At 44.1% G+C, this 25,505-nt stretch carries 20 protein-coding genes and 1 pseudogene; 11 read left to right on the top strand and 10 right to left on the bottom strand.

Annotated elements, in window-relative coordinates; genetic code table 11:
• Nucleotides 1–4 precede the first annotated feature (4 nt).
• A complete protein-coding gene (folE, locus tag BSAG_RS10380) occupies nucleotides 5–595 on the top strand; it encodes a GTP cyclohydrolase I FolE (RefSeq protein WP_004297261.1) in 591 nt (196 codons plus the stop codon).
• Nucleotides 596–624: 29 nt separating this feature from the next.
• On the opposite strand, the gene dnaG is transcribed toward folE, so the two are convergent.
• The 9 genes from dnaG to recJ all read right to left on the bottom strand — a co-directional run bounded on the left by dnaG (nucleotide 625) and on the right by recJ (nucleotide 12,823).
• Entirely contained in the window at nucleotides 625–2,706 is a 2,082-nt protein-coding gene (dnaG, locus tag BSAG_RS10375) for a DNA primase (RefSeq protein WP_004315469.1), read from the bottom strand.
• Nucleotides 2,707–2,812: 106 nt separating this feature from the next.
• Entirely contained in the window at nucleotides 2,813–3,586 is a 774-nt protein-coding gene (locus BSAG_RS10370) for a prephenate dehydrogenase (protein ID WP_004297263.1), read from the bottom strand.
• Nucleotides 3,587–3,643: 57 nt separating this feature from the next.
• Nucleotides 3,644–4,705, bottom strand: coding sequence for a bifunctional 3-deoxy-7-phosphoheptulonate synthase/chorismate mutase type II (locus BSAG_RS10365; protein ID WP_004297264.1), 1,062 nt, complete (start codon nucleotides 4,703–4,705; stop codon nucleotides 3,644–3,646).
• A gap of 87 nt (nucleotides 4,706–4,792) precedes the next feature.
• The gene (locus tag BSAG_RS10360) at nucleotides 4,793–5,971 is read right to left on the bottom strand and encodes a pyridoxal phosphate-dependent aminotransferase (RefSeq protein WP_004307853.1); all 1,179 of its coding nucleotides are present in this window, start codon (nucleotides 5,969–5,971) and stop codon (nucleotides 4,793–4,795) included.
• A complete protein-coding gene (locus BSAG_RS10355; RefSeq protein ID WP_004315471.1) occupies nucleotides 5,946–6,794 on the bottom strand; it encodes a prephenate dehydratase in 849 nt (282 codons plus the stop codon). Before BSAG_RS10355 ends, BSAG_RS10360 begins: the two co-directional genes overlap by 26 nt.
• A 477-nt stretch (nucleotides 6,795–7,271) precedes the next feature.
• Entirely contained in the window at nucleotides 7,272–7,718 is a 447-nt protein-coding gene (locus tag BSAG_RS10350; protein WP_004307855.1) for a transposase, read from the bottom strand.
• Nucleotides 7,719–8,205: 487 nt separating this feature from the next.
• The gene (locus BSAG_RS10345) at nucleotides 8,206–9,168 is read right to left on the bottom strand and encodes a tetratricopeptide repeat protein (RefSeq protein WP_004314619.1); all 963 of its coding nucleotides are present in this window, start codon (nucleotides 9,166–9,168) and stop codon (nucleotides 8,206–8,208) included.
• A gap of 39 nt (nucleotides 9,169–9,207) precedes the next feature.
• On the bottom strand, nucleotides 9,208–11,112 hold the full coding sequence (locus tag BSAG_RS10340; RefSeq protein ID WP_004314618.1) for an ATP-dependent DNA helicase RecQ: 1,905 nt from the start codon (nucleotides 11,110–11,112) through the stop codon (nucleotides 9,208–9,210).
• A complete protein-coding gene (gene recJ / locus BSAG_RS10335) occupies nucleotides 11,105–12,823 on the bottom strand; it encodes a single-stranded-DNA-specific exonuclease RecJ (protein WP_008016000.1) in 1,719 nt (572 codons plus the stop codon). Before recJ ends, BSAG_RS10340 begins: the two co-directional genes overlap by 8 nt.
• A gap of 313 nt (nucleotides 12,824–13,136) precedes the next feature.
• On the opposite strand from recJ, the gene BSAG_RS10330 reads away from it, so the two are divergent.
• The 10 genes and pseudogenes from BSAG_RS10330 (at nucleotide 13,137) to BSAG_RS0223245 (ending at nucleotide 24,404) form a co-directional block, all read left to right on the top strand.
• Nucleotides 13,137–13,667, top strand: a complete 531-nt coding sequence (locus tag BSAG_RS10330; protein ID WP_008016003.1) for an RNA polymerase sigma-70 factor — start codon at nucleotides 13,137–13,139, stop codon at nucleotides 13,665–13,667.
• A 179-nt stretch (nucleotides 13,668–13,846) separates the two neighbouring features.
• Nucleotides 13,847–14,782 (top strand): FecR family protein, encoded by a 936-nt coding sequence (locus BSAG_RS10325; RefSeq protein ID WP_004314615.1) that lies wholly within the window; start codon nucleotides 13,847–13,849, stop codon nucleotides 14,780–14,782.
• 334 nt (nucleotides 14,783–15,116) lie between these two features.
• Nucleotides 15,117–18,329 carry a TonB-dependent receptor gene (locus BSAG_RS10320; protein WP_004314614.1) on the top strand — a complete coding sequence of 1,071 codons (3,213 nt, stop codon included), beginning with the start codon at nucleotides 15,117–15,119 and terminating at the stop codon, nucleotides 18,327–18,329.
• Between the two features lie 15 nt (nucleotides 18,330–18,344).
• Nucleotides 18,345–19,613, top strand: coding sequence for a RagB/SusD family nutrient uptake outer membrane protein (locus BSAG_RS10315; protein ID WP_004314613.1), 1,269 nt, complete (start codon nucleotides 18,345–18,347; stop codon nucleotides 19,611–19,613).
• A gap of 37 nt (nucleotides 19,614–19,650) precedes the next feature.
• A complete protein-coding gene (locus BSAG_RS10310) occupies nucleotides 19,651–20,583 on the top strand; it encodes a phosphodiester glycosidase family protein (RefSeq protein WP_008997574.1) in 933 nt (310 codons plus the stop codon).
• Nucleotides 20,584–20,611: 28 nt separating this feature from the next.
• A complete protein-coding gene (locus BSAG_RS10305; RefSeq protein WP_004314610.1) occupies nucleotides 20,612–22,039 on the top strand; it encodes a BACON domain-containing protein in 1,428 nt (475 codons plus the stop codon).
• Between the two features lie 49 nt (nucleotides 22,040–22,088).
• Nucleotides 22,089–22,943 carry a phosphodiester glycosidase family protein gene (locus BSAG_RS10300; RefSeq protein WP_004314609.1) on the top strand — a complete coding sequence of 285 codons (855 nt, stop codon included), beginning with the start codon at nucleotides 22,089–22,091 and terminating at the stop codon, nucleotides 22,941–22,943.
• 57 nt (nucleotides 22,944–23,000) lie between these two features.
• Entirely contained in the window at nucleotides 23,001–23,213 is a 213-nt protein-coding gene (locus BSAG_RS24980; RefSeq protein ID WP_004314608.1) for a hypothetical protein, read from the top strand.
• Between the two features lie 18 nt (nucleotides 23,214–23,231).
• Nucleotides 23,232–23,459 (top strand): annotated as a pseudogene (locus tag BSAG_RS25945) (alkaline phosphatase); the annotation flags it as partial.
• Nucleotides 23,460–23,600: 141 nt separating this feature from the next.
• Nucleotides 23,601–24,404 carry an alkaline phosphatase gene (locus BSAG_RS0223245; protein ID WP_255344346.1) on the top strand — a complete coding sequence of 268 codons (804 nt, stop codon included), beginning with the start codon at nucleotides 23,601–23,603 and terminating at the stop codon, nucleotides 24,402–24,404.
• Nucleotides 24,405–25,065: 661 nt separating this feature from the next.
• Here the strand turns inward: BSAG_RS0223245 and BSAG_RS10290 are convergent.
• A complete protein-coding gene (locus BSAG_RS10290) occupies nucleotides 25,066–25,497 on the bottom strand; it encodes an acyl-CoA thioesterase (RefSeq protein WP_004313074.1) in 432 nt (143 codons plus the stop codon).
• Between the last annotated feature and the right edge of the window lie 8 nt (nucleotides 25,498–25,505).

The raw sequence follows: 25,505 nt of genomic DNA on the forward strand, positions 1-25,505 counted from the left end.
TATCATGTTAGAAAAAGAAGAAATTGTTTCTCCGAATCTGGAGGAGTTAAAGAGTCATTATCGTAGTATTATAACTTTGTTGGGTGAAGATGCCGAAAGGGAAGGGTTATTGAAAACTCCGGAACGGGTGGCTAAGGCGATGTTAAGCTTGACGAAAGGGTATCACATGGACCCTCACGAAGTGCTTCGCTCCGCTAAATTCCAGGAAGAATATAGCCAGATGGTGATTGTGAAAGATATCGATTTCTTCTCTCTTTGTGAACATCACATGTTGCCGTTCTACGGAAAGGCGCACGTGGCTTATATTCCTAATGGCTATATCACAGGGTTGAGTAAGATTGCCCGTGTAGTCGATATATTCTCTCATCGTCTGCAAGTGCAGGAACGCATGACACTGCAAATCAAAGAGTGCATTCAGGAAACGCTGAATCCACTGGGAGTAATGGTGGTGGTGGAAGCCAAACACATGTGTATGCAGATGCGTGGTGTAGAAAAACAAAACTCTATTACTACTACTTCTGACTTTACCGGAGCTTTCAATCAGGCAAAGACTCGTGAAGAGTTTATGAATCTGATTCAACACGGAAGAGTATAATCTATTTTCTGCTCACTAAACAAATAAGTTTATCGTAAAACGACGCGATCTCCCAACCGCTTTGCCATGATGCTTTGTACGGTTCTCAACTCATTATAGCGTTGCATAAGTGAGTCGCATTTCTCATTATCATGGGCAAGAGCAGGATCTTGGAGGGCATAAAGCATGTGCTTCAATTCCTCTGTTACGATTGCATACTTGAAGTTAATCATTAACATCGGAACCATTTCATAGAGCCGCTCTTCATCCGTCACAATCTTTTGGGACTTGGAGTGATACTTACTAAGCTGATAACGCACATTAATCAAGTCTACACTCAATTTACTGATTACCGGATCAGGATGTGCCAGGAAATAACGTTCGGCAATGAAGTTGGAATCGTGCATGTGTGCAGCAGCTTCCGATAACATTTGGCGGTGCAGCGGATTATGGAAGGCTAACTCGTCCTCTTTCAAATCATTAACCACATACTCTATGACGGTTACCGGAATTTCGTTTCCTTCTTCATCGGTCAGGTTACACATGATTTTCTCTCCATAACGAACTACCGCCTGTAATATCAGTCGCTCGAATTTGTAGAATTCCTGCCCTTCCTTTCCTTCCTGTGGAATAAAGGAGGCATAACTGTCTTCCTGCAGAGCAGGAGGAACATCTGTATATCCGCCATCCACTTCAGGAGGTAACGGAATATCTCCATTAGGTATTGGAACATCTTCAGGAGATGTGCTGCCCTGTGACATCATAGCCGTTCTTTCAGCCATCCGGCGTTCCCGTTCCGTTTGTTCAGCTCGCTTCTCTGCTTGAGTTTCTCGCCTTTTGGCAACTTCTGATACTAGCAGCTTATCTTCTACATGAAGTAGCTGTGCGCATTCTTTGATATAGACGTCTCTGACAATTGCTTCAGGGATGACAGAAATACTTTGCACCAGATTACCAATCAGTTCCGCACGCTTGATGGGATCTTTTCCTGCATCCTCCAGTAGCAAGTTCGTTTTGAAGCGGATAAAGTCCGTTTCATGTTCCGAGATAAAAGTCTGAAATTCCGTTGAGTTGTGCTTGCGGGCAAAAGAGTCCGGGTCGTCCCCATCGGGAAGAAGACAGACTTTGATATTCATACCTTCCTCCAATAACATGTCAATTCCCCGGATAGAAGCCTTGATACCTGCTGCGTCGCCGTCGTAAAGCACAGTCATGTTGTTGGTAAACCGGTGAATCATACGGATTTGTCCCGGTGTAAGGGCTGTTCCCGAGGAAGCAACCACATTCTCTATGCCGGATTGATGCATGGAGATTACGTCCGTGTAGCCTTCAACCAAAAAGCAACGGTCTTGTTTTACAATAGCCTGTTTGGCAAAATATATACCGTATAACTCGTTACTTTTGTGGTAAATTTCCGATTCGGGCGAATTGACGTATTTGACTTTAACCCCTTTCGTTGCACTGGCAAGTACACGTCCGCCAAAAGCCACCACTTTGCCGGAAAGCGTATGTACAGGGAAAATAACACGTCCCCAAAAACGATCCCGTAACCGGTGGTCGTCCGTTTCGTAGCAAAGTCCTGTTTTTACCAAGTACTCTTTCTTATATCCTTTTTGGATTGCTTCTTTGGCGAATGCATCGTGGGCTTCAGTGCAGTAACCTAATTGGAATTTCTCAATGATGTCGTCGCGAAAGCCACGGTTGCGGAAATAGGCCATACCGATGCTACGCCCGTCTACATGATTTTTTAGTATATTCTGGAAATAGTCGCGTGCAAAGTTATTAACGATAAACAGACTTTCGCGTTCGCTTTGCACAAACTTCTCTTCATCGCTTAATTCCCGCTCCTTGATTTCAATATTATATTTCTTGGCAAGGTACTTCAATGCTTCCGGATAAGACATCTGCTCGTGTTCCATAATGAAATGCACGGCATTTCCACCTTTTCCACAAGCAAAACATTTGCATAATCCTTTAGCAGGAGAGACATAAAAAGAAGGGGTTTTATCACTGTGGAACGGACATAAACCGACATAATTGACACCACGTTTGCGCAGGGTGACAAAATCCGAAACGACATCCATAATTTGTGCCGCGTCCAATATCCGGTCTATGGTAATTTGATCTATCATTCTTTCTCCTGTGAATCCGTTTTTGCGGATACAAAGGTACACATAAAAAAATCCCCTGCAAAGAACTTTTTTGCAGGGGATCGTTAAATCTTGGCACCGGTATTGATTATTTAATCTTTTCCCGGATCTTCGTCAGATACTTTTTCATACCTTCCGCATCCTTGTTTTCGATGATTTCGAGAAGGTTTTTCAACTCTGTCCGGATATTAGTCACTTGTCCCGGAGTGCGTGGGTTGAACAGTATTTCCTGAAGCAGGTAATCATCTTCGCTTAGCAGCCCTTTGGCGATTGCCATGTGCTTTTTGAACGTAGTTCCCGGGGCTTCCTGATGTTTCATTACGGCAGCAAATACGAACGTCGATACGAACGGAATAGAAAGCGAGTAGGCTACTGTTTCGTCGTGCTCATCAAATGTATATTCGAAGATGTTCAACCGTAATGTCTGGTAGAGGTCTTTGAAGAATATTTTTCCCAGGTGGTCGCCTTCACTGATGATGATGGCATTTTCGCTGCTTAGATTGCTAAGACTTGCGAAAGTCGGGCCAAACATAGGGTGACTGGAAACGTAGCGGAAACCACTTTCTTCATAGAACTTCTTCAATCCTGTTTTTACAGAGGCAATGTCACTAATGATACAGTCTTTCGGTAATACAGGCAGTATTTTGCGAAAGGCATCCAACGTGTACTTCACTGTAACAGCATTAATAACCAGTTCCGGTTCAAATTCCTTAATCTCCTCCAATGTAGTGAAACGATACGTGTTATAGACGAAACGCAACTGGTGCGGGTTGACGTCGAACACGGCCGTCTCGTGTTGAAAGCTCAAAATATCAGTAAAGAAGGAGCCCATTTTACCAGCTCCAAGGATTAATATTCTCATAATGTTTATTATTTAGTAGTCAAGTAGTAAGTAGTAGATACTACTTGACTACTCTAACTACTTATTAATAATTTCCATCTGTTGACGAACTGATTCTTCGTGGATGGCCTCGAAAATCTTCTTCATAAACTCGCTGTCCATACCGCATTGTTCGCCCTGCGCGCCACGTTTTTCCAGAATCTCATTGTAACGTCCGGCTTGAAGGACTGTGATTCCGTGCTCTTTTTTGTAAGTACCGATTTCACGTGCCACACGCATTCTTTTTGCTAATTCCTGAATGATATTGTCGTCACATTCGTCAATCTGTTTACGGAGCTGTGCCAGACTTTCGGTAGACTGTGTTTCCGTACGGATTACCAACAGATTGAGGATATAGTCGAGTACGTCCGGAGTAACTTGTTGAGAAGCATCGCTCCATGCGCAATCCGGGTTGCAGTGGCTTTCTACAATCAGACCGTCGAAATTCAAGTCCATAGCCTGTTGGCAAAGCGGTGCTACCAACTCACGTTTTCCACCGATATGGCTCGGATCACAGAAAATCGGAAGATTAGGGATACGGCGGCGTAGTTCGATAGGAATATGCCATTGGGGAAGATTTCGATAGATCTTTTTGTCATAACTGCTGAAACCTCGGTGGATAGCACCCAGACGCTTCAAACCAGCGTTGTTGATACGTTCCAGTGCTCCGATCCATAATTCGAGATCCGGGTTCACCGGGTTCTTAACCAATACAGGGATATCAACCCCTTTCAGTGCGTCAGCGATTTCCTGTACGGCGAAAGGATTGGCAGTGGTGCGTGCACCTACCCAAAGAATATCGATTCCCGCTTTCAGACATTCGTAAACGTGTTTGGCTGTTGCTACCTCCGTAGAAACATACATTCCAGTTTCTTTCTTCACCTCTTTCAACCAGGCAAGACCTTCTACACCGATACCTTCGAAACCTCCCGGTTTGGTACGCGGCTTCCAGATTCCGGCACGATATATTTTTTGTCCTTTAGCAGCCAGTTGTTTGGCTGTATCCATTACTTGTTCTTCCGTTTCTGCGCTACACGGGCCGGCAATGACAATCGGTCTTTTAGCTTCAACGCCCGGTAATAAAATTGATTCGAGTTCCATATTCTTATTTGTTTTTATTCTTTTAATAACTTGTTTTCATTGAAATTGTTCTGTCTCATTCTACTGTCGTTCTCTCTTTGGGAGAGGTTAGATTCTTTTAATTCTTTCCAGAGCTTCTGCCAGCTTATTGTCCTTGCAACAAAGTGAGATACGGATATACCTTGCTCCGTTACTGCCGAAGATAAATCCCGGAGTGATAAACACTCTTGCTTCATGCAGCACCTTTTCTGTCAGTTCCTCTACATCTTTGCAGGAAGCGGGAATCTTTCCCCAAAGGAACATTCCTACTTGTTTTTCGTCGTAGGTGCATCCCAATGTTTTCATAATCTCACCGGCGAGGTGACGACGGTTGCGGTAATTCTCGTTATTGCCTTCATACCAGTCCGCTTCGGCTTCAAGAGCAGTTGCTGCAGCCAGTTGCATAGCACGGAACATACCACTGTCGATATTACTTTTCACTTTCAGTATCCATTGCACGAATTCCGCGTTTGACGCCAGCATGCCGATACGCCAGCCGGGCATATTGTGGCTCTTGCTCATAGAGTTAAACTCGATGCAACAGTCTTTGGCTCCCGGTACACTTAGGATACTGATAGGCTTATCGTTCAGGATAAAGCTGTACGGATTATCATTCACAATTACGATATTCTTACGACGGGCAAAGTCAACGAGACGTTCATAGATTTCCGGAGTTGCATTGGCTCCCGTCGGCATGTTGGGATAATTGGTCCACATCAGTTTTACACGGCTAAGATCCATTTTTTCCAGTGCCTCGAAGTCAGGCATCCAGCCATCCTCTTCTTTCAGGTCGTAGTTGATAACTTCCGCTCCGAGTATTTTACTCAAAGAAGTATAGGTAGGGTATCCCGGATTCGGGACTAGCACCTGCTCACCCGGATTGACGAATGCCAGCGTAACATGGAGAATTCCTTCTTTAGAGCCGATTAAAGGCTGTATCTCCGTATTCGGATTCAGTTCCACTCCGTACCAGCGTTGATACCAATTGGCGAAACCTTTGCGCAGTTCGGGGATACCTACATACGGTTGATAACCGTGTCCGTTAGGATCATGAGCATTGTTGCACAATGTTTCGATGGTTTCCCTTGAAGGAGGCATATCGGGGCTTCCGATACCGAGGCTGATGACATCTTTTCCTTCAGCATTCATCTGTGCTACCTCTTTAAGTTTCTTTGAGAAGTAGTATTCGCTAACACTTGCCAATCTGTCGGCAGGAGCGATTTTATACGTTTGACTTTCCTTCTGCATATTCGCCTAATAATTTAAGTTCTTTGGTTAATGGAGTGATTGCGGCAATAGATTGCTTGTATCTTAGATAATCGTTGAAAGCCACATCTACATAAAATTGGTATTCCCATTCCCGTCCGATGATTGGCAACGATTGGATTTTTGTCAGATTGATATTATAGAACGATAGAATAGACAAAACCTGCGACAGACTGCCTTCCGTGTGCGGAAGAGTGAATACCATACTTGCCTTGTTGGTTGCGTTGACATGATGTTGGCGGAGTTCGTCCACTTGCCAGGGATCGGCAACTACCAGAAAACGGGTGAAGTTGTGTTTGTTTGTTTCAATGCCTTCCTGAAGGATTTTCATGCCATAACGTTCGGCTGCTGCTTTGGAGCAGATAGCGGCATGGCCTTTCAGGTTTTCATTCTTGATGATTTCCGCGCTACGGGCGGTATCTTCACCTTCCACTACTTTCAACTGTGGATGTTGGTTCAGAAATTCGCGACACTGCATCAGGGCGATAGGGTGGGAGTTGACTTCAGTCAGATCTTCCCAACTCTCATCAGGGAGACAGACGAAGCTGTGCGAGATACGCAGTTTGTATTCACCAATGATCTGTGTGCCGCTTTGTCGCAGCAACTCATTGTTGTGCAGCAAGCTTCCTGCAATCGTATTCTCGATGGCTAGCATTCCGATAACCTGGCTGTCTTTTCGTATCGAAGTAAACACGTCTTCGAAGTTGGCACAACAGATTAACTCTATTTCTTCTCCCTCGAAGTACTTGTGTGCGGCGATATCATGATATGAGCCGAGTGTTCCTTGAATTGCTATCTTTTTCATTGTTCTAATGTATTATATAAAAAAAATCCCGCGTCCATATTGGAGCGGGATTCATATGATTGATTTCTCTATTCAGTCCTTAAGCATCACTGTCACTTGATACATACAAACTCCCGCTCTACTTTGTTGCTAAAGTAAAAGTAAAAAAAGAAGTAATATGCATAAGTAAATGATTTCATTCGAATCTTTGTTTTTTGCTTTGGTTTCTAATTCTGGGGCAAAAGTAATAATTTTCTGTTAGATGCAAACAAAAAACGATATTTTTTTTGTTTTTTCATCAAAAACAAATGAAAAGGTCATTCTGTTTTGAGCTTTACATGTCGTCTTTCTCTGGTTTGCGTGTAGCCTTTTCTTTCATTAAGGCTGAAAGCCTTCTATTATATAGCGTAGGGCATCGCCCTACGTAAAAGCATACACCTAACATAAGCCCTGAAAGGGCGGAACTGCTTGGACGTTTACGTCTTTCATGGTATGATTCTATATAAACTCTTCATTATATTCAACCTGATATTCTTTTAGAAACATTTTCAGTTCATCTTGGAAGGTCATTTTTTTGTGATGCTCTTTTTGTCCCAGAATATATCGAGTTACAGTCTCAACTTTTGATTGACTGACTGAGAAAGCTCCATATCCTTCTTGCCAGGAGAAATCATGATATGAGGGTCCTAAACTTTTTATCCATTTTGACGAACTACGTTTTACTTCTTCTACCATTTTGGATAATGCGATGTTTTTGTTGAGAATACATAGGATATGTATATGATTGGTAAATCCGCCTACTATGATAGGTGGGCAGTCTATGTTTTTCAGAATGCCGGAGATGTATTTGGATATTTCTGATAATTTATCCTCGTTTATACTGTCCTTTCTGTATTTAGTGCTGAAAGTCAGATGAATATAGTTCTTTGATAGGGATTGTGGCATATAGTTAGTTCATGTTCCGCCCTTTCAGGGCTTGTATTTGGGTTTTATAAATACGTAGGGCGATGCCCTACGCTATATAATGGAAGGCTTTCAGCCTTATCAATGTTGATGTCAATCCGTCCTGATGGTTTCTACGCTATATAATGGAAGGCTTTCAGCCTTATCAATGTTGATGTCAATCCGTCCTGATGGTTTCTACGCTATATAATGGAAGGCTTTCAGCCTTATCAATGTTGATGTCAATCCGTCCTGATGGTTTCTACGCTATATAATGGAAGGCTTTCAGCCTTATCAATGTTGATGTCAATCCGTCCTGATGGTTTCTACGCTATATAATGGAAGGCTTTCAGCCTTATCAATGTTGATGTCAATCCGTCCTGATAGTTTTTACGCTATATAATGGAAGGCTTTCAGCTTATCAAGCTGATATCAATCCGTCGTTTCTGATAGTTCCTACACTATATAATGATAGGCTTTCGGTCTTATTTTAAAAGATTCCCGGCAGTGCCTCCGGTTTCGGTCCCAAGTTTTTGAATTCTCCATTCAGACCAGCTTCCTCCTTCGGATTCAGTTCCAAAGATTTCTTCATGTCCTCTACAGAACCATCCTTATCACCATTCAGTAATTTAGCACGTCCGCGTTCTTTGTAGGCCTCTGCAAAGTTCGGATTCAGTTCGATGGCTTCATCAAACAGTCCGATGGCTTCCGTCAGCTTCTTCTGATTGATATAAAGTTGTCCTAAGTAAAGGTAAGCCTGTTCGTTGAACGGGTTTATTTCCGTCACCAGTTTGTAATCCTCTTCCGCTTCTTCGCCCTGACCGTTGGATTCTTTCACTTTTCCACGCAGGAGCATGGCAGTTTCTTCCTCCGGATTTTGAGCAAGTACAGCGTCTATATCCTCCATCATTTCTTTATACTGTTTCAGGTTCAGCAAAGCTTCTGCACGTAGCAGGCGGGCTTCGATGAAATCGTCTTTCAAAGTGATCGCTTTGGTGAGATGGGCAATGGTCATTAGGTCGTCGTTTTGTCCCTTACGGGCTTTTCCTAGCAGATAATGAGCTACGGCATTTCCTTCCTCAATGGCAATTGCTTTATTGGCAGCCTCTTCCATGGCCTGATAATCTTCCTGGATGAAGCATACATTTGCCAGTGTCAGGAAAGTACTCGTGAGATGAGGTTCCATGGCAGCCATTTTTTCCAACAGTTCGCGGGCTTTTGCCGTTTCTCCCATTTGAATGTAGAGTTGGCTAAGATAACCCATTGTTTCAAACTCTTTCTGGATGGCAAGAGCTTCTGTAAAACATTTTACTGCATAATCCGGACGTCCCATGCGTTGCGCACGTAAACCGTCGTATTTGAAAATCTCGAAATTTTTCTGATCGTTTTTCTGTTTTTCACTTTCCGGAGTTTCCGACTTACCGGAGAAGAAAGATTTAAAAAAGTTCGGCATGACTGTGTTATTTTTGAGTTACCTTGCAAAGGTAGTAACTTATTTTGAAATATGTATCATTCCATCCTGCATCTTCCATTCACCTTCCTCCAATAAATACTGGATGACTTCACTGACTCTCTCTTTCTCCGCTTCTATTTTCTCGGCTATTTCTGCCGGCGTATGCGGTTTTTGGGCAAGTAATTCTGTTATTTTCTTTTTCAGCTCTTCAAGAGACTTCCCGGTCAGCGTATCTGTTGCACGGTGACTAAGGCAAACATCACATTGTCCGCAGTTATGCTCGTTTTTCTCTCCGAAGTAGCGGAGCAGCATCCGGCTTCGGCACACATTCTCCGAAATGACATATTCTTCCATCGCCTTGATGCGAGCTTCATACCGAGCTTTACGCTCTTCGTAGACAGCAGGGGGGATGTGCACAAAACGAAGTTCCTGCCGTTCGCGCGTATATATAATATAAGGAGTCTTTTTGTGCGGAATATAATCCACGATGCGACGTTTGGTAAGCGTGACCAATATGTTATAAATCTGTTCACGGGTCAGTCCGGTACGTACGGACAGGGTGGCTTCGCTGATATAGGCATAATCGGTAAACACTCCGGTGTACGAACGGAGAATCATCTGTATCAGAGCTTCCGCTTCCGTTCCCATTTCCCGCAGTTTGTACAGTTCGTCCCGGCGAATCGTAAAAAGGATGCGTGAGGCGTTGTCCTGTTCGTCCGTATATTCCAGATAACCGGCTTGAGTCAGTATCTTCAGCGCACTGTCTACCGGAACCGGGAAGTATTTGAACTTCCGGCAAAACTCTTCCAGGTTAAATTCACGTACACATTGGAAACCGTCGCCCATTGCCATCTGATAGTAATATTGCAGATGCTCGTACACATTGAGGATATATTCTTTATCGGGAAAAGTATCCACTACACGCCTGTGTAACGTTGTTCTGTCCGTTTTAGTATATAAGATTACGGCATACGCTTTTTCACCGTCTCTTCCTGCACGTCCGGCTTCCTGGAAGTAGGCCTCGAGAGAATCGGGGAGGTCAAGATGTAATACGATACGCACATCGGGCTTATCGATCCCCATGCCAAAGGCATTGGTAGCTACCATCACGCGAACTTCTCCGCTTTGCCAACGTTTTTGACGGAGGTCCTTTACGGCATTATCCAGTCCGGCGTGATAAAAGTCGGCGGTGATATCTTCATTTACCAGTAATTCGGTGATTTCTTTGGTCCGTCGTCTGTTGCGGACATAGATAATGGCGCTGCCCGGTACCTTTCGTAAGATATGCAACAGTTCTTGAGTCTTGTTATCTGTTTGCCGTACCATATACGCCAAGTTTTTCCGCTCGAAACTCATGCGGAAAACATTCTCTTCACGGAAATCCAAGCGGGCTTGAATATCTTTCACCACTTCCGGAGTGGCGGTAGCGGTCAGTGCCAGTACCGGAATTCCCGGTAACAGCGCCCGTATCTCGGCAATTTTCAGGTAAGCGGGGCGGAAGTCATATCCCCATTGTGAGATACAGTGACTTTCGTCAACCGTAATCATAGAGACTTTCATTGACCGCAGTTTGGTGCGGAATATGTCCGTGTCCAGACGTTCCGGAGAAATATAGAGGAATTTGTAATCACCGAAGATGCAGTTTTCAAGTGCAGTGAGAATTTCCTGCCGCGTCATGCCGGAATATACGGCAAGAGCTTTGATACCGCGTTTGCGGAGGTTCTGCACCTGGTCTTTCATCAGGGCGATGAGTGGAGTAATGACAATGCAAATCCCTTCCTGGGCGAGAGCAGGCACTTGAAAGGTGATGGACTTACCGCCTCCGGTAGGCATGAGCCCCAGTGTATCTTTGCCTTCGCCGATACTGGTGATGATCTCCTCCTGCAAGTCGCGGAAGGAGTCATATCCCCAATATTGTTTTAATATCTCCTGATACTTATTCAATCGGCTTTATATCCTCGATTTGAAGTTGAACTTCGCCACGCTTATGCGTGTTTTCTTCAATGGTGTAACAGATGTCGAACGAACGTTTTGTTTTGATATAGCGCACGTGCGAACTCTGTCCGAACGCGATACCGTTCATTACATTATTCGATTTATTATCAACCAGTTCGAGCTTGATATGTTCCTGGTCGCGTCCCACTACTTTACTCGTTCCATAATCATAGACGTGATGAGTGCAGAAAATGGGTTTCGTGTTGTCGGGGCCGAAAGGATTAAATTTCTTCAGGTCGTTGAAGAACTTGGACGAAATATCCCTGAAGTCGATTTCAGCATCAATCTCGATGACGGCACTGGTTTGTTCCGGTAGGATATGCCGTGAAACGTAGTCTTCGAACCGTTTGGTAAAAGCATCCACATTCTCCACTTTCATTGATAGTCCGGCGGCGTATGTATGTCCTCCGAAGTTTTCCAGCAGGTCGCGGCAATGCTCGATTGCTTTATATACATCGAAGCCGGAAACAGAACGTGCGGAGCCTGTCGCCATGTCATCCGTTCGTGTCAGTACCACGGCAGGGCGGTAATACACTTCCGTCAGACGGGAAGCTACGATACCGATCACTCCTTTGTGCCATTCTTCGTTGTAGAGCACAATAGAGCGGCGGTCGGCTAATCCTTCCAGATTGGCAACGATGTTGTTTGCTTCCTCCGTCATACTCTTGTCGAGGTCTTTCCGGGTTTCGTTGTACTGGTTGATTTGTCCGGCTTTCTCAAGTGCCGCCGAGAAATCTTTTTCCGTTAGCAAGTCTACAGCTTCTTTCCCATTCTGAATACGTCCCGATGCATTGATGCGCGGTCCGATTTTAAACACAATATCGCTGACAGTAATTTCTTTTTCAGAAAGTCCGCATACATCGATAATGGCCTTCATGCCGATACTCGGGTTACTGTTCAGTTGTTTCAGACCGTGGTAGGCGAGAATACGGTTTTCACCCATAATCGGAACGATGTCCGATGCGATACTCACGGCTACGATGTCGAGCAACGGAATCAGATGATGGAATTCGATACCGTTACTAATGGCGAACGCCTGCATAAACTTGAAACCGACTCCACAACCGGAAAGGTGGGTGTACGGGTACGTGTTGTCCAGGCGTTTGGCGTTCAATATAGCTACGGCAGGCGGGAGAATATCATCCGGTACGTGATGGTCGCAGATGATAAAGTCAATCCCTTTTTCTTTGGCATACGTGATTTCCTCTACTGCTTTTATTCCGCAATCGAGTACAATAATCAGTCCCACACCGGTTTCAGCGGCGTAGTCCACTCCTTTTTTAGAAATGCCATACCCTTCGTTGTAGCGGTCGGGTATGTAATAATCAAGGTTCGAATAGAACTGTTGAATAAACTTGTAGACCAATGCCACGGCAGTAGTACCGTCTACGTCATAATCTCCATAAATTAGAATACGTTCTTTCTTTCCCATCGCCCTGTTCAGACGTTCTACTGCAATATCCATATCCTTCATCAGGAACGGATCGTGCAGGTCGGGCAACTGCGGGCGGAAAAACTTCTTGGCATCTGCTGCCTTCGTAATTCCCCGCTGTACCAAAAGTTGTCCAAGAATCGGGCTAATCCCTAATTCCTGGGCCAATGTCTGGCTTGTCTCTGCCTGTTCGGGTGTAATGGGTCGATAATTCCATTTGTGATTCATTTTATATATTGTTTTTTCTTTTTCTGTTCTCAAGGGTTGGAAAGGAACTTCTTCCCAACAAGGGGTAAAAGTACGAAAAAAAGCGGAAGTGAAAGGCAGATATTACGAAAATATTTCAGTGAAGTATGGATGAGGACTTTTTTGCAATAGAAATGTAGTGGCATCCGGACTTTTTTTTCTTTATGGTTTTACTTTTCTATACTGCTTTTTGGCAGCTAACTTCTTTTGGTTATCTTTGCTTCACCAACCAATATAAAAACTAGGAGAGAAATCCACAAAAATGGGAAGACTGGATGATACTATAAACACTGGAATGACATTTGATAATATCTATATGGAGTATTATCAACGCTGCTTCTTATTTGCTAAGTCTTATCTTCATGACGAAATGTTATCCAAAGATATAGCTTCCGAAGCCATGATAACTTTATGGACTACGATGAAAACCGAAGATGTGAAAAATATCCATGCTTTCCTGATGACCGTAGTAAAGAACCAGGCATTGAATCATATGCGAAATGAACATCTGCGAATGGAAGCCCGTGAAAGTATATTGGCTGATGAACTCTACGAACTTGATTTTCGCATCGCTTCTTTGGACTCTTCCGACCCGAACCGACTTTTCTCTGAAGAAATAACCGATATTGTGAACCGTACTTTGAACGGATTACCGGAAAAGACAAGAAAAGCATTTATGATGAGCCGGTATGAGAACAAATCGGTGAAGGAGATTGCCGAAGCGCTGAATGTCACAGTGAAAGGAGCCGATTATCATATCAGTAAAGCGCTGCAACAATTGAGAAAGAACCTGAAAGATTATCTTTATACCTTATTATTTTTCTAATAAAGTTATCCACCGGTGAAGCACTCCTTCGGCACCGAGGAACACACCTTCCGGTACCGGGGAACAAATAAACGGTTAATAACGCACTTTTTTTATTTTTTCCACTAGTGAACTTTGCAAGTGGCGTGTCTTATATATGTAAGCCCACAAAGAGTTTATATATAAACCTAAGAAAAGGTATGGACGCGAAACTATTGAATAAATATATTGCAGGTGACGCACTTCCCGAAGAAAAAAAGGAAGTGATACGCTGGATGAAGGAGAGCGAAGAAAATCGGGAACAGTTGATGCAGTTGCACCGTGTTTACAATGCCACTATATGGAATGGAAACTTACAGGCAGAAAAAACAGAGAACAAGAAACCTGTGATGCGTTACCTTTGGGCGTCTATAAAGATAGCGGCGGTCGTTGCCATGGTTGCTTTTATTATCCATAAGGAATATCAGGAATACCGGATAGAACATTCTGCCGAAATGCAAATTATGACCGTCCCGGCAGGACAAAGGGCTAGTCTGGTCTTGGCTGACGGAACAATTGTTTGGCTGAACTCCAACTCTACCTTGAAATATCCGGCAACCGGATTTCATTCCAAAGAGAGGAAAGTGATTCTGGAAGGAGAGGGATATTTCGAAGTGGCACATAACGAGAAGCATCCTTTCATTGTAGAAACGGAGAAATACGATATCAGAGTATTGGGAACCACCTTCAATGTCTCTGCCTACCCAAACTCCGGTTTATTCGAGACATCTTTGATTGAAGGTAAAGTTACCGTGTATCAGCCCGATACACAACATGAAATGACCTTGAAACCTCATGAAAAGGTAGAAGTTAAAGATGGCAAACTCTATAAGGAGACTTTCTCATCGGACAATGATTTCTTGTGGAGAATGGGTATCTATTCTTTCAAGGATGAACCGCTGGAAACTGTCTTCAGGAAATTGGAGCAATATTATGAAGTGAAGATTATTAATAAGAACGAGGAAATCGCTTCCCGCCCGTGTACCGGTAAGTTCCGTCAGAAAGAAGGAATCGAGCACGTGATGAAGGTATTGCAGAAGTACGTCAAATTCAACTATATACAGGACGATGAGAAAAATCAGATAATTATCTATTAAATCAACCCTAGTATTTAATCTAAAAAAGAAACACCCGGAATGAGAGCAAGAGAACCAGCCCTTTCAAAACAGAAATATCGGTAAATGCTGCAACACTTACCGATATGTGAGAAGTCAATAAAAAAGACTCGACATCTGTTACAAATCTTTATGTATTAACTTAATAACTCTAGGCAAAGATATGAAAAATAATCTTTGGTGTGGGCGTATTGTCCATAGAAAAACACACTGTACTCAAATTTTAAGAATTATGAGGTTAACTGTCTTTTTCCTGTTATTCATTATTCTTGAGACATATGCCCTGAACGGCTATTCGCAAAATCAGAAAGTTTCGATGAATAAAGGAACCGCAACATTGGCTGAAATCATCAGGCAGATTGAAAAGCAAACAGACTATTTGTTTATTTACAATGAACGTGAGGTTAGTCTGAAACGGAAAGTATCTATTTTCACTCAGAATGGGACAGTGGCAAGTCTGCTGCTGGATGCACTGAAGGGTACGGAGTTCTCCTATACAATGGAAGGGAAACACATCATCCTTACGAAAAAACAAGCTGAAGCGCTAAGTCCTGTGCAACACAAGAAAAGAATAACCGGTCTGGTGAAGGAATATTCGGGCGAAGCCATCGTAGGATGCAATGTGTCGGTTAAGGGCACTACCATCGGTACAATCACTGATATAAATGGCAAGTATAGCCTTGAAGTTCCCGATAATGCAACCTTGGTCTTTTCATTCCTCGGATATAAGAGTATGGAATATCCGGTGAAAGCACAGCAGACTATCAATGTGACCTTGGGCGAAGATTCAAAAGCACTTAATGAAGTGGTGGTTGTAGGATACGGCACACAACGTAAGGCGTTGGTGACTAATGCAATCAGTTCTTTTAAGCCCAGCGAATCGAATATGCGTCCGGTGTTGACTCCGAGCGAATTACTACAAGGACGAGTGGCGGGTGTTACGGTATCGACCGGCTCCGGCAATTTGGGAAGTTCCGAACGAATGAGTATCCGCGGTGCGGCTTCTTTGAGTGCCAGTAACGAACCTCTGTACGTGGTGGACGGAATTCCCATCCTTAACAGTAACGCTTCCTTATTCAATATGGGGGAAGATTTGAGCTCGATGGCAGTATTGAATCTGACGGACATCGAATCTATTGAAGTATTGAAAGATGCCGCTTCGGCAGCTATCTACGGTTCGCGGGCAACGAATGGCGTGGTGGTGATTACAACCAAATCCGGTAAGGAAGGCCGTTCGGATATTCGTTTGAATGTCAGTACGGGAATCTCCAAATTCGCCAATAAAGGACGCATTAAATATGCGGATTCTGACTTGTATGTGGAAACTTATAACGACGGAGTCGAACGTTATAACCGTCAGAATGGCTATACCGTAGGTTCTGCAGGGTATGTAGTGCCTATCTCCAACCCATTCCAGGGATTACCCGATACGGATTGGCTGGATTTGATTACTCAAGTGGGACATTCTTACAATGTAGACCTCTCCTTCTCCGGCGGAAGCAAGAAAACAAAATTCTATGTGGGAGCCAACTACAATTATCAGGAAGGTATAATCAAGACCAATGACATAACCAAAATCAATCTGAAAGCCAAGATTAGCCACGAAATGACTTCCTGGTTGGAAGTCGGCGCCAATGTCAGCGGTAATTATCTGAAAAACAACCGTGTTCCGGGAGCCAATATCGGTTCTACCATCGTAGCCCGTGCCGTTGAACAACGTCCTTTCGACCGTCCGTACAAACCGAACGGTGACTATTATTTAGGTGGAACCGACGAGTTGGCACGTCATAATCCACTTCAGATTCTGAATGAAGAAGTATCCTATATTGATACCTACCGTTATTTAGGAACGTTCAATGCAGACTTAAAATACAAGAAGTTCAGTCTGAAAAACTCTGTCAGCACCGACATCGGATATACGTATGACTATGTGTACTACAATGAGAATCATCCTTATGGAGCAGGCGGCGGACGTATTGTGGAGTACAACCGCCTGGTGAAGAACTTATTGATAGAGAATGTATTCAACTATAATGATAAGTTCGGTGATTTTGAAGCGGGTTTGATGCTAGGACATTCTTTCCAGAAGATGTCCACCCGTACATCTTCTATCGACGGACGCGGTTTTCCGTCTCCGGTATTCGATACGGTCGGCACGGCTTCCGAAATTTATAATGCTTCGGGCGGCATCTCCGAGTTTGCCATGGAGTCCTACTTCGGACGTATCAACCTGTCTTATTTAGACCGTTACATTCTGAATGTGACTATGCGTTCGGACGGTTCATCCCGTTTTGCCCCTTCCGACCGCTACGGATATTTCCCCTCTGTCTCTTTAGGTTGGAATGTTTCGAAAGAATCTTTCTGGAAATTCCCTCAGACAGACTTGAAGTTCCGCCTGAGTTATGGTAAGACCGGAAATCAGGATGGAATCGGCAATTATGCCTGGCAACCGTTAATGTCCGGCGGCATTAACTACGGCAATAATAGCGGTATGGCTGTCACCAGCATGGGAAACAACAAACTGACATGGGAAACTGCCGACCAGTATGACTTCGGCTTCGACCTGGGCTTTTGGAACGGCAAACTGAATATGATAGCCGATATTTATCTGAAGAATACGAACAACCTGCTTTATTCAATGCCCTTGCATGGAACAAGTGGTTTCACCAGTATCACCAGCAACATCGGTTCCATGCGGAACTACGGTGTGGAATTCTCCATCAACGGCCATTTGAATATAGGGAAAGTCAACTGGACTTCCTCTTTCAACATCTCCCACAACAAAAACAAATTGACTAAACTGCTGGGAGACGACTTGCTTCCGATAGGTTCTAACCGCGCCTTGAAAGTAGGTGAGGAACTGGGAGCTTTCTACCTGTTCCAGATGGACGGGCTCTACCAATATGACGGTGAAGTGCCGCAACCATTGTACGACCTGGGTGTACGTGCCGGTGACGTGAAATATCATGACGCGGATAATAATGGCATTATCAATGATAACGACCGTGTACTGACCGGTTCTTCCAATCCCGATTTCTTCGGTGGATGGAACAATACTTTCAAATACAAAGGTTTCCAACTGGATGTGTTCTTTACGTATATGTACGGAAATGATGTGTATGCCGAATGGGCGGTGACCGCTACCCGTCCCGGATACCGCATGGCCATTACGGAAGATGTCGCCAAGAATCGTTGGACGGCTCCGGGAAGTTCTGATAAATATCCGCGTGCGGTCAATACGCTGTGTGGGCATAACAGCAAGAACTCCACCCGTTTCCTTGAAGACGGCTCTTTCATTCGCTTGCGTTCTCTTACATTCAGTTATACATTCCCGCAAGTAATGTTACAAAAGATTTGTTTGAAAGGTCTGCGTCTCTATGTGCAAGGGGACAACCTGTTGCTGTTCTCCAAATACTCCGGCTGGGACCCTGAAGTGAGTAAGAACATGGACCCGCAGTACTTTGGCGTCGATTTGTATGGAGTGCCGCCTTCCCGTTCGGTCAATTTCGGAATAAACCTTAGTTTCTAATCATAAACGCTCACAATGATGAAAAAGATTATTACTATATTTCTGGGATGCCTGTTGCTGGCTTCATGCAGTGGCATGCTTGATATCGAATCCCACTCCGCCGTATCGCCGGGAAGTGTGACGCCCAAAGACTTATCGGCTTTACGCATGGGAATGTACAATAAGGTACAGAACTCTCCGGCGCGTGAGTCATATATTACATTCGATATATTGGGCGGAGACTTGACTCAAAGTACAGGGAATGCAAGGGACTTGATAAACTCTGTACTTTCCTCACTGAATTCGATCGTAGCCAACAGTTGGAACGGCTATTACAATGCTTTATATCAAGTAAATAATGTTATCTCCATTGTAGAAGACCTTCCCGAATCCGACCTGCGGAATCTGATTATCGGAGAAGCGCATTATTTCAGGGCATATATCTATCATTCACTGGTGACACGCTGGGGTGGTGTGCCTATCCAAAGAGTGAATACGATGGACAAGCCTTTCCGTGATTCGGAAGAAGCAGTGTGGGCATTTATTGAGGAAGAACTCGAAACAGCCCTTGCTTTCTTGGGGACTTCTTCCAGTTGTTACTATGTATCCCGCGATGCCGCCCTTGCACTGAAAGCCCGTGTGATGCTCGAACGTGGCAAAAAGACGGAAGCGGCTGCACTGGCGGAAGGTCTGATAAAGGATGGAAAATACAAACTGGATAGCTTCGACAAGATATTCCGTGGAAAGACCAACACGGAAGTTATCTTTTCCTTCCAATGTCTGGCGGAAGAATCGAATATCACCATTTCCACCTTATTCTATACATATGCTCATCCCAATCACGGCAGCTATGTGTATCGTCCCACGAACGACGTGATGAATATGTATGACGACAAGGATAAACGGAAAGAAGTTTCCATTATCAATGTAGGTGCCGAACCTTGTATCAATAAATATCCGAGCGGACAAACCGGTACCGACCCGGTAGTGATGAGCCGTCTGGCTGAAATGTACCTGATAAGTGCGGAAGCGCAAGGACTCTCCAAAGGTCTGGGACGGCTGAACGACTTGCGGAAAGAACGCGGGCTGGATGCCGTAAATCCGAAGGATGAAGACGAATTTATAGAATATATCCTGGACGAACGCCGGAAGGAACTGCTCGCCGAAGGTTTCAGATATTATGACCTCATACGTACGAATAAGGCAAAGACAATGCTTGGACTGAAAGATTACCAGTTGGTATTGCCTATACCGGGCAAGGAAATGATTTCGAATCCGAACCTGGAGCCGAATCCCGGATATTGATAATGATTGTATTTATACTTATTAAAGAGACAAAATGATGAAAAAACTGATATATGATTCCGCTCTTCTTCTTTTAGGGTGTCTGCTATGGACGGGATGCAATAATGATGAAGACCTGACCGTCTATTCCACCGAGGGCGCGAAAACGGAGTTGGGACAGAAGATAATTGTCGGAAGTGACGGATACGTCGGACAATATTTCTCGGACACTACTTACACGTTGGCTCCGGGTGTAAAGGCTTTGGAGATGGAAATCCTTTCTGCCACAGGTATGGCGGTAAAGATGTTTGTCCTGGAAGTCGATTTGAAAGACACGCATCTGACGATGAAGGCTTCGTCTCCCAAAGACGAAGGCAAGCTCAAGACGAAACAACAAATGACGTTGCAGGCATTGGCACACGACAAACAGGGCAGCCGTGTTCTGGCTGCCGTGAATGGTGATTTCTTTGCTACGGACGGAACACCGCAAGGCATTTACTACCGGAACGGGGTATGCTTGAAGAATACGATGACCGATAATGTATGTACTTTCTTTGCCGTCACGAAGGGTAAGAAGGCGGTGATTGGCTCGTATGACGAATATGATACTTATAAGGATGAGATTCAGGAAGCGGTGGGCGGTCGCGTGCGTTTGATGACGAACGGGAATGTGCTTCCTCAGACATTGACAGCACTGGAACCCCGGACGGCTATCGGCGTGACGGACAATAATGTCGTTTATATTTTGGTTGCCGACGGACGTAACTTTTGGTACTCCAATGGCATGAGGTATGCTGAAATGGGAGCTGTCATGAAAGCGTTGGGAGCGAAGGATGCTATCAATCTGGATGGCGGTGGTTCGTCTACGTTCATTATCCGCTCGAAGGCGGGATTTGAAGAGAACCGTTTTGCTATCCGCAATTGGCCTTATGATAATGGCGGTGTCGAAAGAGCAGTTGCCAACGGACTGTTGGTGGTGACCGATAATTAATAGTTTGAATCTTAATAGTTGAATCATTATGATACGAAATAATAGAATGTATAGTTGCTGGCAAGGTCTATGGGGAATCATCTGTTGTCTGTCCTTGCTGCTGGGTATGGCAAGCTGTCAGGACTTTACGGATGATACGGGACGCACAATGCCCGAACCGGATTTGAAGTTTGCGGACGGAACGCTGAATCTTCCGTTGGAAGAAAAGGAATATACGGTGGATATCGAATCCAATCTGCCTTGGCGTGTGAAGACTTCCGCCACTTGGATTGACTTGCTTTCATCGAACGGGATGGGTACGGGAAGTTTCAGAATATCGGTATCCAAGAATGCGAATGTAGCTCCCCGCGAAGCGGAAATTGCAGGCTGGATTATCGAAGGTGCCGAAACAAAGCTGAAAGTGGTACAGGAAGGAGTGGGCATCGCTTTAAAAAAACGTGCGGTGAAAGTAGGTGCGGAAGGCAGTGCGGAAGAGGTGATACCTTTTTCGACAATGGTTACTTACACATACGAACTATCCGAAGGATGCGACTGGATACACGTTACCGACGGGGCGGCAATTACTCCGGGCGTCATCAATGAATCGGAACTGAAATTGGCGATTGACCCTTATACGGATATAGACGAGGGACGTACCGCCTCATTGTACCTGAAAGGTTCGAATGGGATTACCGACGTACTGACAATAACGCAGGATAAGAAACCTTTGGGAGACATCGATTACCTGAGAATGTTCTACGAAAGTGCGAACGGAGATAACTGGACGAAGAAATGGAACTTTGACGCTCCACTGGAAACTAACCCGACAAACTGGTTCGGATTGAAGTTTGAGAATAAGAGGGTGGTTGAGATTGATATTCAGTCCCCGAATAATATCGAAGGAGATATTATCCCCTTATGCAACTTGTCGGAACTGAGAAGCATAAAGTTCAAACATCAGAAGTTAGCAGGTATTCCCGAGGAAATAGGACAACTGTCCCAATTGACCACTTTATGGATAATAGAATCTGCTGCAAGCGGAAACTTGCCGGAATCTTTGGGAGAATGTGAATTATTGACTAGCTTTAACATCTCAAATCATCCAACTTCCACTCCGGCCGGATTTAACAACACGTTTACTGGTAATCTGGATATGTTGATAAATATCCCCGGTATGGTGACAATAAAGGCATATTGTAATAATTTGAGCGGGCCGCTTCCGGTTATTCCGTTAGACGGAAACAATAAACCGACCACTTGGAAGAGCCTGAAAGAGTTTATGATTTATACCAACGGATTCAGTGGAAGTATCCCTTACGGATATGGAACGGTAATCGAGAAGAGTGGTTCGAGTGGTATATTCAGAGTGAATGATAATCAGTTGAGTGGACAGATACCTGCGGATATCAAGGCATGGTCGCAATATGCAACCCGGAAAGCTGCGTGGATATTGCAAGGGAATAGTCTTACTGAATAAGATAACTTAATTAATTTATTAACTTAACACATTTATCTGTCTGTTTACAATGAGAAAATACTTCGTTATCCTTGTCTTAGCTCTCTGTTCCGTCGGAACATTGAAAGGGCAGACCGCATCAGATTCTTTGGCAATCGTTTCTGCACAATGGGAGATAATACATGCTCAAAAGGGAATTATCCACAAGAGTGCGTCTATACCTCAGCTTTATCAGTGCCCCCAAGTTATCAACCTGATAGAGATTGACCCCGGCAAAGGGATGAAAGCGGGTATTGCCATATCGGACGGTATGAAAAAGACAAGCCGGATAGCTTCCGAACATCATGCGCTTGCGGCAATCAATGGTTCTTATTTTGATATGAAGCATGGGAATTCTGTCTGTTTCCTGAAAACAGACAGGCAAGTGATTGATACGACAACGATAAACGAGTTTAAACTACGTGTCACGGGAGCCGTTTACGAACGGAAAGGAAAGATGAAGCTGATTCCCTGGAACAGACAGATAGAAAAAAAATATAAGCGAAAGGTGGGTACAATATTGGCATCCGGACCGTTATTATTAAAAGACGGTCGGGTATGCGACTGGAGCTTGTGTGGAAAGGACTTTGTCCAGAATAAGCATCCCCGTAGTGCTGTTTGCATGACGAAGGATGGAAAAATACTGCTTGTCACGGTGAACGGACGTTTTCCGGGGCGTGCCGAAGGGGTGAATATCCCCGAACTGGCACACTTGCTTCGGATATTAGGCGGTAAGGATGCGTTGAACCTGGACGGTGGCGGTTCCACAACATTATGGCTGTCGGGGGCACCGGAGAATGGTGTCGTCAATTATCCTTGTGATAATAAACGTTTCGACCATGCCGGAGAACGCGGAGTGCCCAACATCATTTATGTTTATGAATAACCTTATTGTTTATCAGCTATCGCACGACTTGAAGTTGCGAATAAAATGGAAAATGAAATGAAGAAACTTTTAAGATGCTCCCTGTTGGGGCTATTATTATTGTGCAGTGTCGTTGTAAACGGAGCGCAAGTCCCCAAATATATCTTCTTGTTTATCGGTGACGGCATGGGATTCAACCATGTGGAAGCAACCCAAATTTATGCGGAGAAAGTAGGAACAGATACGGGCGAATGTTCACTGTTATTCCCCACTTTCCCTGTGATGACTTAAGTATGCACGCGCTCGGCTTCTCACTTGATTACGTGTTCATCCGCCGCAGCTACCGCTTTGGCTACCGGAGAAAAAACGACGAACTATGTAATCGGAATGGATGCGGAAAAGAATCACGGGTTAAAATCCCTGGCACGCCAACTGAAAGATAAAGGTTATAAAATAGGAATAATCACTTCTGCTTCTATCGACCACGCTACCCCCGGTGGATTTTATGCTTCACAACCCGACCGTTTTATGTATTACGAAATAGGAGTGGATGCCGCCAATTCCGGTTTCGATTTCTTCGGTGGGGCGGGATTGCTCGAACCTCGCAGCAAGCGTAACCTTTCGGCGCCTTGCCTTTATGACCTGTTCAATCAGAAAGGCTATACGATGTTTCGTGGAATGGACGCTTATAACCGTGCTGCTGCAAAGGATAAAATTCTCCTCTTCCCAACCGATACAGTGAGCAAAAGCCTGAAATATGCGATGGACCGTTCCGCCAAAGACTTGAGTTTGCCTGACTTGACAAAAGCCTGCCTTGCTAATTTTCAGGAAACCGCGAAGAAGGGTTTCTTTATGATGGTAGAAGGCGGAAAAATAGATTGGGCGGCCCATGCCCACGACGGTGGCGCTGTTGTGAAAGAAACCATTGACTTCGACCAATGTATCCGCTTGGCTTATGATTTCTACAAAAAGCATCCGAACGAGACATTGATATTAGTGACTGCCGACCACGAAACGGGCGGTCTTGGACTGGGCAACTCCGATATGAACCTGAATATCGACTTGCTTCAATATCAGAAGTGTTCACAAGAAGCCTTGACTGCTGCTATGCGTGAAATGAAAAGCGGAAAGATGATTCCTTCGTGGGAAGACATGAAAGCGTTTCTGAAAAAGAACCTGGGCTTTTGGGAACAAATTAAGATTACTCCGCGTGAAGAACTTGAATTATTGGTTTGCTACGAAGAGTCTTTCTTGAAGAAGAAGTCGAAAGATGTGGTCAGCCTTTACGCGAAAGATGAACCTTTAGCGGTGGCTGCTATTGCCTTGTTGGATAAGAAGGCGTCATTGGGATGGACAACTAAAACGCATACGGGAGCACCCGTGCCATTGTATGCGATAGGCAAGCAGGCTGTTCTTTATTCGGGCAGGAGAGACAATACGGATATGGCTAATGTTTTGCGGAAATTATTCCTTATCAAATAGGGAGAGGTTTATCAATCAAGAATGTGAGTCAGTATTTGAGTTAGAGGAATCCCGTATGAAAATGAACTAAGCCAATACTGAACATAAATATATGGCTGGATACTACATAATGTCGGCTCTATATGGCGATTTTGACGTTGATTTATTAATCGACAACTGGAGTCGGCCACTTAGCTGACTGAAGTCGGCTGCTTAGTCAACTGGAGTCGGCTATATAGCCGACTTTAGTCGACTGATACGATGTCGGCTGTTTCAATCCGGTATCCGGTCATATTCTTCTTACGTTCTTCCACATAAGAAAACACCTGAGTTTTTGTTTGAACTAGAGCTTCTTTTCTTAAAAGTGTGAACAGTGTGAAGGATGTGAGGAGTTTAAAATGGGGTTGTGAAATCACAGCAAACATCTGTTATTCTACAGTTTATGAGACTGTGAAAAGCGTGAAAGATAAAAGATGAACTTTTATTATAAAGGGTATCTAAATTTATACTTTTGTCAGCTATCATTTTCTGTACTAGATATTTTATGCCTTATTAATTAAGGTACAAAAATAGGCAATTTCTGTTATATAGCGGACATGAATCAGAATAAAACTTTTTCCGGAGAATTGGTTTTGCTTGTTTTGTTTCTCATTCGTGAGGGGGCTTTTTCAAAAAAAACTATCTATGCTTTTTGCAAGTCCCGTTCTTCATATTTGCAGATCGCCTCTATCCATTCTTCTGTCAGTGGCATGGATTCATGTCTTTCAAGATCGAAAGTAACCATAACAGACTTGCAGATACATTTTACTTCATTCGTTTCTGTGTCGATAACCCGCTGGATCAGGTGAAAGCTTTTGGTGCCTATCTTAGAAACAGCAGTCTGTACGGCGATATGATCGGATGCGAATATCTGTTTGACGAAATCCGCTTCGATGTGGACAACGACAATCCCGATCTTTTCCCAATCTACTCCGGGGCATACTGAAGCGAAGTATTCAGTCTTTCCTAAGTCGTAAAAGGAGAAGTAAACTGTGTTGTTGACGTGACCAAATTTGTCTACATCATTGAATCGCAATTGGATAGGTAATGTGTGATGAAATACGATTTCTTCCATTGTTTTCT

Source organism: Bacteroides sp. D1, from assembly GCF_000157095.2.
Lineage (GTDB): Bacteria > Bacteroidota > Bacteroidia > Bacteroidales > Bacteroidaceae > Bacteroides > Bacteroides xylanisolvens.

What these genes read in the sequence shown, in the direction of transcription:
- folE (WP_004297261.1), top strand. Translation starts at nt 5, where the DNA reads ATGTTAGAAAAAGAAGAAATTGTTTCTCCGAATCTGGAGGAGTTAAAG.
- dnaG (WP_004315469.1), bottom strand. Translation starts at nt 2,706, where the DNA reads ATGATAGATCAAATTACCATAGACCGGATATTGGACGCGGCACAAATT.
- BSAG_RS10370 (WP_004297263.1), bottom strand. Translation starts at nt 3,586, where the DNA reads ATGAGAATATTAATCCTTGGAGCTGGTAAAATGGGCTCCTTCTTTACT.
- BSAG_RS10365 (WP_004297264.1), bottom strand. Translation starts at nt 4,705, where the DNA reads ATGGAACTCGAATCAATTTTATTACCGGGCGTTGAAGCTAAAAGACCG.
- BSAG_RS10360 (WP_004307853.1), bottom strand. Translation starts at nt 5,971, where the DNA reads ATGCAGAAGGAAAGTCAAACGTATAAAATCGCTCCTGCCGACAGATTG.
- BSAG_RS10355 (WP_004315471.1), bottom strand. Translation starts at nt 6,794, where the DNA reads ATGAAAAAGATAGCAATTCAAGGAACACTCGGCTCATATCATGATATC.
- BSAG_RS10350 (WP_004307855.1), bottom strand. Translation starts at nt 7,718, where the DNA reads ATGCCACAATCCCTATCAAAGAACTATATTCATCTGACTTTCAGCACT.
- BSAG_RS10345 (WP_004314619.1), bottom strand. Translation starts at nt 9,168, where the DNA reads ATGCCGAACTTTTTTAAATCTTTCTTCTCCGGTAAGTCGGAAACTCCG.
- recJ (WP_008016000.1), bottom strand. Translation starts at nt 12,823, where the DNA reads ATGAATCACAAATGGAATTATCGACCCATTACACCCGAACAGGCAGAG.
- BSAG_RS10330 (WP_008016003.1), top strand. Translation starts at nt 13,137, where the DNA reads ATGACATTTGATAATATCTATATGGAGTATTATCAACGCTGCTTCTTA.
- BSAG_RS10325 (WP_004314615.1), top strand. Translation starts at nt 13,847, where the DNA reads ATGGACGCGAAACTATTGAATAAATATATTGCAGGTGACGCACTTCCC.
- BSAG_RS10320 (WP_004314614.1), top strand. Translation starts at nt 15,117, where the DNA reads ATGAATAAAGGAACCGCAACATTGGCTGAAATCATCAGGCAGATTGAA.
- BSAG_RS10315 (WP_004314613.1), top strand. Translation starts at nt 18,345, where the DNA reads ATGATGAAAAAGATTATTACTATATTTCTGGGATGCCTGTTGCTGGCT.
- BSAG_RS10310 (WP_008997574.1), top strand. Translation starts at nt 19,651, where the DNA reads ATGAAAAAACTGATATATGATTCCGCTCTTCTTCTTTTAGGGTGTCTG.
- BSAG_RS10305 (WP_004314610.1), top strand. Translation starts at nt 20,612, where the DNA reads ATGATACGAAATAATAGAATGTATAGTTGCTGGCAAGGTCTATGGGGA.
- BSAG_RS10300 (WP_004314609.1), top strand. Translation starts at nt 22,089, where the DNA reads ATGAGAAAATACTTCGTTATCCTTGTCTTAGCTCTCTGTTCCGTCGGA.
- BSAG_RS24980 (WP_004314608.1), top strand. Translation starts at nt 23,001, where the DNA reads ATGAAGAAACTTTTAAGATGCTCCCTGTTGGGGCTATTATTATTGTGC.
- BSAG_RS0223245 (WP_255344346.1), top strand. Translation starts at nt 23,601, where the DNA reads ATGGACGCTTATAACCGTGCTGCTGCAAAGGATAAAATTCTCCTCTTC.
- BSAG_RS10290 (WP_004313074.1), bottom strand. Translation starts at nt 25,497, where the DNA reads ATGGAAGAAATCGTATTTCATCACACATTACCTATCCAATTGCGATTC.